The sequence below is a fragment of the Mesorhizobium sp. LSJC269B00 genome (genome assembly GCF_000502815.1).
GTDB lineage: Bacteria > Pseudomonadota > Alphaproteobacteria > Rhizobiales > Rhizobiaceae > Mesorhizobium.
Genome location: NZ_AYVN01000004.1, coordinates 384,875 through 399,284, shown reverse-complemented (window position 1 = coordinate 399,284; position 14,410 = coordinate 384,875). Strand labels below are relative to the sequence as shown.

The following is a 14,410-nucleotide window of genomic DNA, read 5'->3' as shown; positions in this document are numbered from 1 at the left end:
TCGTCACGTCAAAGTGACCGGGACTGCTGCTACTGCGCGGGGGCAGGAGCAGGTGTTGCCGGAGCCGGTTCTGCAGGCTTCGGTGCATCCGGCGTCGCCGGCTTCATGGGCTCGGCGGCTGGCGGATTGGTGCTCTGGGTGGTGGTGTTATCCGTACCGCTGTCGCTGCAGGCGGCAACGCCGAACAGGGCCAGGGCGGAAACGGAAGCAAGAATGAGCTTTTTCATGACATCTCTCCTTCAACACACGCTCACGTTGCGGTGAACGGTCGAAGGCAAAATGCATCAAACGGCCATGAGTTTCGTAACGTTGCGTTTCCTGATGTAACATCCGCGCACTACCGATTGCGGGCCGGGCGATGCCGAACTAACAGTCTGGACCCAAATGCAATGCCGGAGTTCTGCGTGGACAAGAAATGGGATTTTTGGATCGACCGCGGCGGCACCTTTACCGACGTGATCGGACGTGATCCGCAAGGCGGTTTGCATCCCAGGAAATTCCTGTCGGAAAATCCCGAAGCCTATCCCGACGCGGCCATAGCCGGCATCCGCGAGCTTCTGGGGCTGAAATCCGGCACCGCTATTCCTCCGGGCCTGGTCGGTGACGTCAAGATGGGTACCACCGTTGCCACGAATGCGCTGCTGGAGCGCAAGGGCGACCGTGTGCTTTTGCTCATCACCAAGGGCTTTCGCGACGCGCTGAAGATCGCCTATCAGGCGCGGCCGGACATCTTCGCCAAGGAGATCATCCTTCCCGAACAGCTCTACGAGCGAGTCATCGAGATCGACGAGCGTGTGCGCGCCAATGGCGAGGTCGAGCGCTTGCTCGACATCGCCGCCTGCCGGCCCGCCATCGAACAGGCGAAGGCCGACGGCATCGATGCGGTGGCCATCGTCTTCATGCATGCCTGGAAATATCCCGACCACGAGAAGGCGGTGGCGAAAGTCTGCCGCAAGATCGGCTTCAGCCAAGTCTCGGTCAGCCATGAAGTCTCGCCGCTGATCAAACTGGTCGGCCGCGGCGACACCACCGTGGTCGATGCCTATCTGTCGCCGATCCTGTCGCGCTATGTGCAAAGGGTGGCGGGAGAACTGGGCGCGACGCCAATCTCCCCACTTGTGGGGGGTGAGGAGCGGTCGGCCAAAGGCCGAGAAAAAGCCAACGATTTGGCTTTTTCAGCGACGAACGCCCGGAGCCATAGCGAAGGGCAGTCGGCAAAGCCGACAGAGGGGGTTCTCTCAGGAGGCACCACCAAAGCGTCGAGCACTGCCGCGGCGACCCCACCCGGCGGCTTCGCCGCCACCCTCCCCTCGAGGGGGAGGGAGAACCCTCGCCTGATGTTCATGATGTCGTCGGGCGGGCTTACCGCCGCCGACATGTTTCAGGGCAAGGACGCGCTGCTGTCCGGCCCGGCCGGCGGTGTCGTCGGCATGGTCGAGACGGCGAAACTCGCCGGATTCGAGAAAGTCATCGGTTTCGACATGGGCGGCACCTCGACCGACGTCGCCCATTATGACGGCGAGTATGAGCGCGCCTTCGACACCGAGGTCGCCGGCGTGCGCATCCGTGCGCCGATGATGCGCATCCATACCGTCGCTGCCGGCGGCGGCTCGATCCTGCACTACGAAGCCGGCCGTTTCCGCGCCGGCCCGGATTCCGCCGGCGCCAATCCTGGCCCCGCCGCCTACCGGCGCGGCGGCCCGCTGGCCGTCACCGACGCCAATGTCATGCTGGGCAAGCTGCAGCCCGATTTCTTCCCGGCAATTTTCGGCCCAGGCCAGGACCAGCCGCTCGATGTGGCCGCCGTGCGCAAAAAATTCGATGCGCTGGCCGTCGAAATCGGCGATGGCCGCACGCCGGAAGCCGTCGCCGAAGGCTTCGTCACCATCGCGGTGGAAAACATGGCCAATGCCATCAAGAAGATCTCCGTGCAGCGCGGCTATGACGTCACTGAATATCTCTTGAACTGTTTTGGCGGCGCCGGCGGCCAGCATGCCTGCCTGGTTGCCGACGCGCTCGGCATGGAGGCGGTACTGATCCACCCCTTCTCCGGTCTGCTCTCAGCCTATGGTATCGGCCTGTCGTCGGTTTTCGCGTCGCGCCAGCAGGCGCTCCTGAAGCCGCTTGCCGAAGAATCCAGGACCCAGATGGGCAGCCTCATCGGCACGTTGAAAAAAGCCGTCATCGCCGAATTGGTAGCGCAAGGCATCGCCGAGGACAAGATTGCGGCAAAGCCGGTGCTGCACATCCGCTATGACGGCACCGACACCACGCTGCCGGTGAATTTCGAAGGCGACTCGATCTTCCAGGCCAGGCGCGATTTCGAAATCGCCCACAAGGCGCAGTTCGGGTTCGTCTATGATGACAAGCCGATGATCGTCGAGACCGTTGGCGTGGAAGGCGCCGAGATCGTCGAGACCACGGCCGAAGCCGTTGCGCCCGCCGGACCGGCAAGGGTTGAAGCGGGTGCGTCCGGAACGCGGCGCATCTACACCGAGGGCCGCTGGCATGAGGCCGGCATCCATCGTCGCGAAAATCTGCGCCCATCCAACCTGATCGCAGGCCCCGCTTTGATCATCGAGCCGAACCAGACCATCGTCGTCGAGCCGGGCTGGCGGGCCGAAATCACCAACCTCAATCACGTCGTCATCCGCCGCACCGAACGGAAAGTTCGCACGGCTGCCCTCGGTACCGAAGCCGATCCGGTGATGCTGGAGGTCTTCAACAACCTCTTCATGTCGATCGCCGAACAGATGGGCGTTACGCTGCAGAACACCGCCTATTCCGTCAACATCAAGGAAAGGCTGGATTTCTCCTGCGCCGTCTTCGACCGCCACGGCGCGCTGGTCGCCAACGCGCCGCACATGCCGGTGCATCTCGGCTCAATGGATCGCTCAGTCGAAACCATCATCCGGCTGAACTCCGGCGACATCCACCCCGGCGACGTCTTTGCGCTGAACGCACCTTACAATGGCGGCACGCATCTGCCCGACATCACCGTGGTGACGCCGGTGTTTTCCCTCCCCCTTGAGGGGAGGGTGGCCGCGCAGCGGCCGGGTGGGGTCCTCTCAGAAGGCACCACAAGAGCGTCGAGCACTGCCGCAACGACCCCCTCCGGCGGCTCCGCCGCCACCTCCCCCTCAAGGGGGGAGGAAGTAATCTTCTACGTAGCCTCACGCGGCCATCATGCCGATATCGGCGGCACTGCCCCCGGCTCGATGACGCCGCTTGCCACCACGGTCGACGAGGAAGGCGTGCTGTTCGACAATTTCCGCGTCGTCGATCGCGGAAAATTCCGCGAGGCGGAGCTGCAAACGCTGCTCACCGACCACCCCTACCCCGCCCGCAACCCGCACCAGAACATCGCCGACCTAAAGGCGCAGATCGCCGCCAATGAAAAGGGCGTGGCGGAACTGCGCAAAATGGTCTCCCATTTCGGCCTCGATGTCGTCGAGGCCTATATGGGCCATGTCCAGGACAATGCCGCCGAAAGCGTGCGCCGCGTGCTGGAAAGGCTGCCTAACAGCTCGCAGTATGAATACCCGACCGACACCGGCCAGGTGATCAAGGTGAAGATCACGGTCGACCGGCAAAAGAGCGAAGCGACCGTCGACTTCACCGGCACCTCGCCTGTCATGAAGAACAATTTCAACGCGCCCGAGCCCGTCGCCCGCGCCGCCGTGCTCTATGCCTTCCGCGTCATGGTCGAGGACATGATCCCGATGAATGCCGGGTGCCTCAGGCCCATCAACATCATCATCCCCGACGGCTCGATGCTGAAGCCGGCCTACCCCGCAGCAGTCGTCGCCGGCAATGTCGAGACCTCGCAGCATGTCACCAACGCGCTGTTCGGAGCCATGGGCGCCATGGCCAATGCGCAAGGCACGATGAACAACCTGACCTTCGGCAACAAGCAGTACCAGTATTACGAGACGATCTGCTCCGGTTCGCCGGCCGGACAGATGAACTCCGGCCGCGGCTTTGCCGGCACATCCGGCGTCCACACCCACATGACCAATTCGCGCCTGACCGACCCGGAGGTGCTGGAATTGCGCTTTCCCGTGCTGCTCGAGGATTTTCACATTCGCGAAGGCTCCGGCGGCAAAGGCAAATGGGATGCCGGTGACGGCACCAGGCGCACCATCCGTTTCCTCGAAAAGATGGAATGCGCCATCCTGTCCTCGCACCGCAACCGCCCGCCGCAAGGCCTCGACGGCGGCGGTGACGGCGAGGTCGGCTCGACCAAGGTCCGCCGCCAGGACGGCAGCGTCGAGACGCTGAAGGCCTGCGACCAGACCGTGCTCGACGCCGGCGACGCCGTCATCCTGACGACGCCGACACCCGGGGGATTTGGCAAGGCCTGAACTCGCGTCAACAGGCTGTCACCCGCCTGTCATGCCCCTGAGTTACCCGCTTGCGGCAAAGCAAATGGGGAATCACTTTGCCATGACGGACGTCTCCTCGGATCTCGTTTTTCGCCGCGGCAAGGAAGTTGGAAAAGCCGTCTACCAGAACCGCCCGCTGTCGAAGGCCGGCATCTCGGAGCGGCTGTTCGCCCTCTTGTTTTCCGGTCTCGTCTATCCGCAGATCTGGGAAGACCCTGAAGTCGACATGGAGGCCATGCAGCTTGGCCAGGGTCACCGCGTCGTCACCATAGCGTCGGGCGGCTGCAACATCCTCGCCTACCTCACCCGCTCGCCTGAACGCGTCGATGCGGTCGACCTCAACGCCGCCCACATCGCCTTGAACCGGATGAAGCTGGAGGCGGTGCGGCATCTGCCCTCGCAGGGCGATCTGTTCCGTTTCTTCGGCGCCGCCGGCACCAGCCACAATTCGCAAGCCTATGACCGCTTCATCGCGCCGCATCTCGACCCGGTCAGCCGCCACTATTGGGAGCGTCGCAGCTGGCCCGGCCGCCGGCGCATCACCGTCTTCGACCGCAATTTCTACCAGACCGGCCTGCTCGGCCTGTTCATCGCCATGGGCCACCGCATCGCCAAATTCTTCGGCGTCGATCCCGCCGGTATCATGGCGTCGAAGAGCCTCGCCGACCAGCGCCGCTTCTTCAACGAAGAGCTGGCGCCGGTCTTCGACAAGAAGCTGTTGCGCTGGGCTACCTCGCGCAAGGCTTCGCTGTTCGGCCTCGGCATTCCGCCGGCGCAGTACGATTCGCTGATCACCTCGGGCGATGGTTCGATGGCCAGCGTGCTGAAGGCCCGGCTGGAAAAGCTCGCTTGCGATTTTCCGCTGAAGAACAACTACTTCGCTTGGCAAGCCTTCGCCCGTCGCTATCCCAATCCGGGTGAGGCCGCCCTGCCCGCCTATCTAGAAGAGGCCAACTACAAGGCGATCCGCAACAATGTCGATCGCGTCGGCATCCACCACGCCAATCTGATCGAATTTCTGGCCGGCAAGGACGCAGGCACCGTCGACCGTTTCGTCCTGCTCGACGCGCAGGACTGGATGACGAACGACCAGCTCAATGCCCTTTGGTCGGAGATCACCCGCACCGCCTCGGTCGGCGCCCGAGTCATCTTCCGTACCGCCGCCGAGCCCAGCCTGCTGCCGGGCCGCGTCTCGATCTCGCTGCTCGACCAGTGGACCTACAAGGACGAGGCCTCGCGCGACTGTTCGGCCCGCGACCGCTCGGCCATCTATGGCGGCTTCCACCTCTATGTGAAGCGCGCGGCATGAGCGCGAGCGAGCTGCCGGCCGACCATGCCGAACTGATGGACGGCGTCTATCGCTGGCAACGCCATATCTACGACCTGACCCGCAAATACTATCTGCTTGGCCGCGACCAGATGATAGTCGGGCTGGATGTGCCGGCGAATGGCAGAGTGCTCGAACTTGGCTGCGGCACCGGCCGCAACATCGCGCTTGCCGCCCGCCGCTATCCCGACGCCCGCCTCTACGGCCTCGACATCTCGGCCGAGATGCTGGAGACGGCGAGCAAGGCGATCGGCCCCGAAGGCCTGTCCGGCCGCGTCGTGCTGGCGCGCGGCGACGCCACCGATTTCGACGCCAAGACGCTGTTCGGCGTCGAGCGCTTCGACCGCATCTTCGTGTCCTATTCGCTGTCGATGATCCCCGGTTGGGAAAAGACGGTTTCAGCAGCCCTTGCGGCACTCGCGCCCGGCGGCTCGCTGCATGTCGTCGATTTCGGCCAGCAGGAAGGCTTGCCCAACTGGTTCCGGACATTGCTGCGCGGCTGGCTCAAGAAATTCCATGTCACGCCACGTGAATCATTGCGCGAAGTCTTGGAATCGGAATCTCGGCGAACCGGCGCAAGCTTCTGTTTCCGCGCGCTTTATCGCGGCTATGCCTGGCTGGCGGTCGTCAAGATCGCGCACTCTTACCTCCCCCTCGATGGGGGAGGTCGCGCCGAAGGCGCGGGTGGGGGTGAAGTGCCAGGCACCCCGCCCCGACGCTACGCGCCGACCCTCCCCATCAAAGGGAGGGTAAAGAGAGCTAGCGCAGTGCCTTCATCAGCGCGCCGACCATCACCTGCGGCCGGTAGCCGAGCTTGGCCGGCGTCAATCCCAGCCGCACCACCACCAGTTGCTCCGACGGGATGATGGCGACCGTCTGGCCGTCATGGCCCTCCATCCAGTAGGTATCGTTGGGCAGGCCGGCGGCGACGCCGGCGCCGGGATTTCCTTCGTCGCCGGGGGCTTCGATCCAAAGTTGCCCCTTGCCGTAGACTTTCGAGGCCGGTGCCGGTTCGCGCATCCAGTCGACGAAACCGGCCGGCAGGATCTGGTTGCCGTTCCAGAGGCCGCCCTGCAGCAGGAATTGGCCGAACCGCGCCCAGTCATGCCCCGTGGCATAGAGGTAGGATGAGCCGACAAAGGTACCCTCCTCGTCGGTTTCGAGCACCGCGCTTTGCATGCCGAGCGGCCCGAACAGCGCTGTCCTTGGCCACATCAGCGCCTTGTCCTTGTCGCCGATAGCATCCTGCCACAGCCGCGACAGCATCACCGCCGTGCCGCTCGAATAGGAAAAGACCTTGCCGACGTCGCCGGTCAGCGGCTTGGCCTCGGCGAAGCCCGCCATATCGGGTTCGAGGTAGAGCATGCGCGTCACATCGGCGACGTCGCCATAATCCTCGTTGAACTCGAGCCCGCTCGACATCGCCATCATATCGGCAAGGCTGATGGCGGCGCGCCCGTCCGCCTTCCATGAGCCGAACAGGCCCTGATTGGTCACCGCCATCTTGCCGTCCTTGACCAGCGTGCCGACGAGCGCGGCGTTGACTGTCTTGGTCATAGACCAGCCGAGCAGCGGCGTTTTCGCCGAAAAGCCGTCGCCATAACGCTCCGCAACAATGCGGCCATTTTTGACCACCACCACGGCGCGCATGCCGATGCCGGTCATCGCCGCACCGTCGAGGATCTTGTTGATTTCGGGATTTTGCGAGGCATCGACTCGATCTCCCTCGGGCCACAGATCGCCCTTGGTGGCCGCCGACGCCTCGGCAGGGATTGACGTGCGCCGTGCCTTGCCGACGTCGCCATCGGGAACCGAGGCGCAACCCAGGCCGGCGCGCGCAACGGCAACGCTCTTGCCGAGGAAGCCAAGCAGCCCGGCCGAGACGGTCCCCCTGTTCTTGTCGACCGACACCTTCATCAGCCTGAGCAGCGGATGGCCGGGCGCCTGCACGTCGATGGCCAGCACCTCATTGGGATCACGGCCGGCGATAAAAACATTCGAGCAGACAATCTTGGCGGAATAGCCGGAACCGACGCGGATCAGGTCGGGCGGAGCGATGTAGAGCCAGGCAAACAGCGCGGCTATCGCTAGCACGACCAGGCCGAGCAGCCATTTGATGATCTTCACGGCGATCCGCATCTTTCCGTCCCTGCTTTTCGGCTGCCCGTGGCTTGCGGCCCGATTTATGTCATCGATTTGCCGCCATTGCTTCCGCAAAATCGGTGTTCTTGTCGAGCGCCGTCAACCTGTTATCAACCATGATCGGCGATCACTGGTGCATGTCGCCCAAAAGTGCGCAGCGGTTTTGGAACAACGACATGCACAAAAATAGCGTATCAGGCGATGCTGTGGGGCCATCGCCTGAGGGGCACCTGCAACGACAACCCAACAGCGACCGGCTGATTCCGGCTCGGGAAATGCGATGCGCCGTTTCGCGGCCCTCATCACGTTGACGCTGCTGGCCGCCTGCTCGACCGCCGGCGATCTCGTGCCCTCGATGTCGCCATCCAGCAGCCCGACGGTTGCCGTGCGCGCACCGCGTTTCGAAGACTCCAAGCCGCATGAATGGGATAGCGGCGCGCCCTGGAACTATGCCGTTCACGGCACCGACGTCTCCAAATACCAGACCTCGGTCGACTGGCCGACGGCCAAGGCCAGCGGCATCTCCTTCGCCTTCATCAAGGCGACCGAGGGCGGCGACCGTTTCGACGAGTATTTCAACGAGCATTGGTCGCGCACCAAGGCCAATGGCATTCCGCGCGCGGCCTACCATTTCTTCTATTTCTGCACGCCTGCCGCCACCCAGGCGCGCTGGTTCATCCAGAACGTGCCCATCGACCGCTCGGCCATGCCGCCGGTGCTCGACATGGAGTGGAACCCGCAATCGCCGACCTGCCGGCTGCGCCCGGATTCGGCGACGGTGCGGGCCGAAATGACCACCTTTCTCGAGATGATCGAGCGGCACTACGGCAAGAAGCCGATCATCTACACCTCGGTCGACTTCTTCGACGATAACGACCTTTCGACCTTCCGCGGCTATCCCTACTGGCTGCGCTCGGTGGCCGGCCACCCCCGCCAGAAGTACGGCAGCCACCCTTTCACCTTCTGGCAATACACCGGAACCGGTATCGTTCCCGGCATGACCGGCAAGTCCGATATCAACGTCTTCAACGGCACTGAGGCAGCCTGGAAAAAGTGGCTGCGGCAGAACACCCGTTGACACCGGCTCTGCCGCCTGCTTTTCGACGTCCCATGCGCACCTACCTGCAACCACTGGGATATTTACGCCGGAAACGATCGAAGAGCCGCCTGCGCTCCGGGCTGCTCGCGGCTCTGCTGCTCGGCGCTACGGCGATGCCGGCGGGGGCGCAGGAATGCGGCGGCGACTTCGAAACCTGGAAGCAAGGCGTGGCGGCGGAAGCCAAGGCAGCCGGTGTCGGCGCTGTCGGCCTTGACGCGCTGGAAGCCGCCACCATCGACGACAAGGTGCTGGCGCGTGACCGCGCCCAGGGCGTCTTCGCCCAGACTTTCATCCAGTTCTCCAACCGCATGATCTCGGCCTACCGGCTGAAGCAGGGCGCGGCCAACCTGAAGAAATACGCCGAAATCTTTGCGCGCGCCGACCAGCAGTTCGGTGTCCAGGCGCCGATCATCACCGCCTTCTGGGGGCTGGAGACCGATTTCGGCGCCGTACAGGGCGATTTCCACACGCTGAGCGCCTTGGTGACGCTGTCGCATGACTGCCGCCGCCCGCAGCTGTTTCGGCCGCAACTGGTGCCGCTGTTGACGCTGATCGATCGCGGCGTCGTTCCGGCCGACGTCACCGGCGCCTGGGCCGGCGAGATCGGCCAGACCCAGATCCTGCCTTCCGATTATCTCGCGCGCGGAGTCGACGGCGACGGCGACGGCATCGTCGACCTCAGGCGCAGCGTACCCGACGTGATCATGACCACGGCCAACAAGGTGCTGTCGCGCGGCTGGAAACGCGACCAGCCCTGGATCGAGGAAGTGCGCGTGCCCGAGGACATGCCCTGGGAGCAGACCGGCCGCACCAACAAGTTGCCGCTGTCGCAATGGGCCGCCTGGGGCGTCACCAATCCCGATGGCACGCCGCTGATCGACAATGGCCTGAAGGCCGGCCTGGCGCTGCCGATGGGCCGCAAAGGTCCGGCCTTCCTCGCCTACGACAATTTCGACGTCTATCTCGAATGGAACCAGTCCTTCACCTACGCGCTAACCGCCGCCAACTTCGCCAGCCGGCTGGCCGGGGCAAAGCAGTTCGACCCGCGCAATCCCGAAACCGGGCTCAATGGCGACCAGATGAAGGAATTGCAGACTAAGCTCGAAGCCAGGGGCTATGACGTCGGCACCGTCGACGGCATTCTGGGCACCAACACCCGCGAAGCCATCCGCAAGGAACAGATGCGGCTCGGCATGCCGGTAGACGGCTGGCCGACGCCGGAGCTTTTGGGGAAACTGTGAGTAGAATCTGCCCAAGCTGGGTTCCTTATTCCCTACTCCTTGCCCGGAAGAAGTCGATAAATGCCCGCAAAGCCGGGGGGACGTGCCTCGAACTCGGGTGATACAGGAAGAAGCCTGGAAAGCTGGGCGACCAGGGCTCTAGAAATCTCATCAGCCTGCCCGCATCGATCCAGGACTGGACCTGATAGTCGATCATGTAGGCAACGCCTGCTCCACCCAGCGCCGCGTTCAGCATCAGCTCGGTGTCGTTGACAGTCAGGCTGCCCTCGACGGCGATTTCCAGAGACCGTTTGCCGCGCGCGAACTCCCATCGATAGAGGCTGCCGCCACCAGGCCACTGGAATTTTATGCATTGGTGCTGATGCAACTCCTGCGGATGGCGCGGTATGGCCCGATTTTCGAGATAGACGGGAGCGGCCACCGCCGCCATCTGCAAATCCCCGCTCAGTTTCACTGCCACCATGTCCTTCTCCAGCCGCTCGCCAAGCCTGATTCCGGCATCGAACCGTCCTCGAACAATGTCGGTCAGCGTATCGTCGACGATGACGGTCAGCGCGATATCAGGATAGGCGCGTTGGAAGTCGCCAAGGATCGGGCCGATGAACCGCACCGCGGCAACACGCGGCACGTTTATTCGTAGCGAACCCGCCGGTCGATCACGCGCGGCATGAATGTCCGCTACGGCGCCCTCTAGCTCTTCGAACGCAACGGCAAGGCGCGCAAACAGCGTCTCGCCGGCACCAGTGGGTGAAACACTACGCGTCGTGCGATTCAGCAACCTGACGCCGATGCGAGCCTCCAGTTGCCGGATCGACTGGCTGAGCGCCGGCGGGGAAACACGCAGCCGGGCGGCGGCGCGGACGAAACTACGCTCTTCCACGATTGCGGCAAATGCCTTGAGCTCGGCGAATTCAGAACCGCGCATTGTGTATCCCTAGATTAACAAGCTAGTCAGATAATAGGCCATTATCTGATCAGTTTCATGGCCCTATTTCTCGACTAGCGGACCCGTCGGATGAAACCGGCACGGGCCTGAATGATTGAAGGAAACGTATCATGGCCAAGTCCTTGCAAGGCAAAACCGCACTCGTCACCGGCAGTTCGCGCGGCATTGGGCGAGCCATCGCCGAAGGCCTCGCCTCCAAGGGCGCTGCCGTCGTCGTCAACTATGTCGGCAACCACGAAGCCGCTGACGAGGTCGTGGCCGCCATCGCCGGCAAGGGAGGAAAGGCGATCGCCGTCCAGGCCGACATATCAAGCGTCTCGGATATTCATCGCCTGTTTGACGAGGCTGAGAGTGAGTTCGGCGCGATCGACATCGTGGTTGCCAATGTAGGCGTCGCCGTCATCAAGCCTCTGACCGAGGCAACCGAAGCCGATTTCGACCATGTCTTCGGCACCAATGCCAAGGGCACGTTCTTCGTGCTTCAGGAAGCAGCGCGCCGTGTGCGAAACGGCGGCCGCATCATCGCGGTCTCCACCGGCGGCACCAAGATGTTCTTCACGCAAACGGCGCTCTATCTCGGCAGCAAGGGCGCCGTCGAACAATTCGTTCGTGTGCTCTCGCGTGAACTCGGACCGCGCGGCATCACCGTGAATGCGCTGTCGCCTGGCTTCACCGACACGGACCTGCTTCCCGAGCGCGATCGTGCCGTGGCGGCCGGCATGTCTCCATTTGGCAGGATCGGCGCGCCCCGCGACGTTGCCGATGTTGCGGTCTTCCTGGCCAGCGACGAGGCCCGCTGGCTGACCGGCGAGAATATCCAGGCCGGTGGCGGGGTCGCTTAGTCCGCCATCGTCTCCAGGCTGGCGAATCCCTGCGGCGCATCGCCTTCATCGAAGGGTGTCGTCACCTCGACAAATGTGTCGGGATAAAAACCGTTGAAGCGGGTTCTCAGCGACAGCGAATAGGCGCCGATATGGCCGATCTCGATCCAGTCGCCGGTGTCGACGGTTTCCGGCAGCCAGAACGGCCGCGACAGGATGTCTACGGAATCGCAGGTCGCGCCGCAGACCTTGAACGGCACGATGTTCTTCTCCTCGCCATTGCGCGAACGGATCGCCGGATCGGGGATGAAGCGGGCCGGCAGTGTGATCTTGCCGGTCCAAGAATCCGACAGCGACGCCCAGATGCCGTCATTGATGTAGAGCCGCTTGCCCTTGCGCAGCAGCACCCGCACGATCAGCGACAGGCAGCGCGCCACGATCACCCGGCCGGGCTCGGCCACCAACGGGATCTGGTCGAACTGGTATTCCCTCAGGTCGCCCGACAGCCGCGACATGATCTGGCCGAGCGACGGCATCTCGATCTGCTTGCGATTGGGGTCATGGCCGTACTCGGCGGGAAAGCCGCCGCCGACATCGAGCCCCGCAATGTCGAAGGTCAGCCGGTTGCGCACCCAATCGGCGGAGGCCAGCGCCCGTTCATAGGTGTCGGGATCCTCGATCTGGCTGCCGACATGGAAGCACAGGCCGACCTTGTAGCCGGTGCGGTTGAGCCGCTCGGCGAGTTCCACCGCATAGGCCGGCCCGGCGCCGAATTTCTTCGACAGTTCATAGGCCGCCGAACCCTTGGTCTGGATTCGCACGAACACGCTGATGGAGCCCGGATCGATGTCAAGCGCCCGCACCACCCGCGTCAGCTTGGTGATCTCGTCCTCATGGTCGAGCGAAATGACCCGGATGGCGTATTTTTCCAGCGCAAGCTTGATGTCCGACTGCGCCTTGACCGGATGCATGTAGAGCATCTCGGCGTCGGGTGAGACGGCGCGCACTGCGGCGAACTCGCCGGGCGAGGCCACATCGAAGGCGGTGACGCCGGCTTCGACCAGCGCCTTCAGCACGATCTGCTCGCCATTGGTCTTGACTGCGTAGGCGGTCTTGCCGGGAAACATGCCCATGAACTGTTTGGCATCCGCCTTCAGCACCTGCGGGCGAAAGCAGTAGACCTGATCGTCCGGCCGAAGCGCCAGCGCCGCCTCGCGGGCATTCTCGAATCGCTGCATGGACGAATCCCCTGACTTCTCGGCTGCGCACAATTAATCCAAGCTAGCGGCCAAAGAAAACAATTCTGTGTCTGGCGGGCACTGACCCAGCGGCGCATCCTCCTGGCAGCACTGTTGTCAGCAATCAGGTTTCGGGTGGCTCTTGTCGCCGGACCCGATATGCCTTCTGCCTGAGTGGCTGGCATTGATGCCGCGGGGAAGGACGTTCACGATGGCAATAGCCACGACAGCCGTGCAGCGCGGACCGATGACGCTGAGGGACTGGGGACAGCTTCTGCTGCTCGGCGCCATCTGGGGCGGCTCGTTCTTCTTTGCCCGCATCGCCGTTGCCGAAATGCACCCGCTGGTGCTGGTGCTGTTTCGCGTTGCCATTGCGGCCATTGCACTGCAGCTCTATCTCGGCATTCGCGGTCCGTCCTTCCGCCTCGCCTTCCCGCATGCCGGCCTGTTTTTCCTTTTGGCGCTCGCCAACAATGTCGTCCCGTTCTCGCTGATCTTTGCCGGCCAGACCGCGCTTGGCGCCGGCGTCGCCTCGGTGCTCAACGCGACGACGCCGTTCTGGACGCTGATCCTCGCCAACGCGCTGACAGCGGACGAAAAGCTCTCCTGGAACAAGCTTGCCGGCATCGGGCTCGGCATCGCCGGCACCGCTGTCATGATCGGCCCCGGCCTGCTGGCCGGGCTCGGCGGCCCGGTCTGGGCGAAATTCGCGCTGATCGGCGCCTCGCTGTCTTACGCCGTCGCGCTGATGATTGCCCGCCGCTTCAAGGGCGTGCCCTCGCCGGTCATCGCCACCGGACAATTGACGGCGTCGACCATCATCATGATCCCGGTGGTGCTGCTCACCTATGGCCCGGCCGGCCTGTTCTCGGCCTCGCCGCCGGTCTGGACGGCGGTGCTGGCGCTGGCGCTGCTCTCCACCGCCTTCGCCTACATCCTCTATTTCAACCTCGTCGCCTCGGCCGGCGCCACCAACGCCTCGCTGGTCACGCTCATCGTCCCGGCCAGCGCCATCCTGCTCGGCCTCCTGTTCCTCGGCGAGCGGCTCGCTCTGTTCGAGTTCTGCGGCATGGCACTGATCGCGCTTGGCCTGGTGACGATCGACGGGCGGTTGTTTGGTCGGCGCTAATGCCCGTCGACCAAAAGTGCGCAGCGGTTTTGGAACAACGACGCGCTTTAGGTCTGGTAGCGCTGCCATGCCTCGCTTTCGT

The 14,410-nt window shown here is 63.6% G+C and carries 10 protein-coding genes and 1 pseudogene; 7 read left to right on the top strand and 4 right to left on the bottom strand.

Annotation, left to right across the window (positions count from 1 at the left end):
* Window positions 1–29: 29 nt before the first annotated feature.
* Complete coding sequence (locus X771_RS152195; RefSeq protein WP_023668260.1) at window positions 30–227, bottom strand: hypothetical protein; 198 nt, start codon at window positions 225–227, stop codon at window positions 30–32.
* 177 nt (window positions 228–404) lie between these two features.
* Between X771_RS152195 and X771_RS152200 the strand changes: the two genes are divergently transcribed.
* The 3 genes and pseudogenes from X771_RS152200 to X771_RS1000000166760 all read left to right on the top strand — a co-directional run.
* Window positions 405–4,364, top strand: coding sequence for a hydantoinase B/oxoprolinase family protein (locus X771_RS152200; RefSeq protein ID WP_023688025.1), 3,960 nt, complete (start codon window positions 405–407; stop codon window positions 4,362–4,364).
* Window positions 4,365–4,395: 31 nt separating this feature from the next.
* Window positions 4,396–5,694 (top strand): DUF3419 family protein, encoded by a 1,299-nt coding sequence (locus X771_RS152205; RefSeq protein ID WP_031202636.1) that lies wholly within the window; start codon window positions 4,396–4,398, stop codon window positions 5,692–5,694.
* Window positions 5,691–6,347: pseudogene (locus X771_RS1000000166760) on the top strand (methyltransferase domain-containing protein); the annotation flags it as partial. The gene X771_RS152205 and the pseudogene X771_RS1000000166760, both read left to right, overlap by 4 nt.
* A gap of 124 nt (window positions 6,348–6,471) precedes the next feature.
* On the opposite strand, the gene X771_RS152210 reads toward X771_RS1000000166760, so the two are convergent.
* Complete coding sequence (locus X771_RS152210) at window positions 6,472–7,851, bottom strand: serine hydrolase (RefSeq protein ID WP_023688022.1); 1,380 nt, start codon at window positions 7,849–7,851, stop codon at window positions 6,472–6,474.
* 358 nt (window positions 7,852–8,209) lie between these two features.
* On the opposite strand from X771_RS152210, the gene X771_RS152215 reads away from it, so the two are divergent.
* Window positions 8,210–8,932, top strand: coding sequence for a glycoside hydrolase family 25 protein (locus X771_RS152215; protein ID WP_245262600.1), 723 nt, complete (start codon window positions 8,210–8,212; stop codon window positions 8,930–8,932).
* 32 nt (window positions 8,933–8,964) lie between these two features.
* Window positions 8,965–10,194, top strand: a complete 1,230-nt coding sequence (locus X771_RS152220) for a lytic murein transglycosylase (protein WP_023688020.1) — start codon at window positions 8,965–8,967, stop codon at window positions 10,192–10,194.
* A gap of 25 nt (window positions 10,195–10,219) precedes the next feature.
* On the opposite strand, the gene X771_RS152225 is transcribed toward X771_RS152220, so the two are convergent.
* Window positions 10,220–11,119 carry a LysR family transcriptional regulator gene (locus tag X771_RS152225; RefSeq protein ID WP_023688019.1) on the bottom strand — a complete coding sequence of 300 codons (900 nt, stop codon included), beginning with the start codon at window positions 11,117–11,119 and terminating at the stop codon, window positions 10,220–10,222.
* Between the two features lie 131 nt (window positions 11,120–11,250).
* On the opposite strand from X771_RS152225, the gene X771_RS152230 reads away from it, so the two are divergent.
* Window positions 11,251–11,982: an SDR family oxidoreductase gene (locus tag X771_RS152230; protein ID WP_023688018.1), complete on the top strand. Its 732-nt coding sequence runs from the start codon at window positions 11,251–11,253 to the stop codon at window positions 11,980–11,982.
* On the opposite strand, the gene X771_RS152235 is transcribed toward X771_RS152230, so the two are convergent.
* Window positions 11,979–13,199, bottom strand: coding sequence for an alanine racemase (locus X771_RS152235; protein ID WP_023688017.1), 1,221 nt, complete (start codon window positions 13,197–13,199; stop codon window positions 11,979–11,981). The genes X771_RS152230 and X771_RS152235 overlap by 4 nt on opposite strands.
* Window positions 13,200–13,410: 211 nt before the next feature.
* Here X771_RS152235 and X771_RS152240 point away from each other — a divergent pair, with 211 nt between their 5' ends.
* Window positions 13,411–14,328 carry a DMT family transporter gene (locus X771_RS152240; RefSeq protein ID WP_023682155.1) on the top strand — a complete coding sequence of 306 codons (918 nt, stop codon included), beginning with the start codon at window positions 13,411–13,413 and terminating at the stop codon, window positions 14,326–14,328.
* Window positions 14,329–14,410 lie beyond the last annotated feature (82 nt).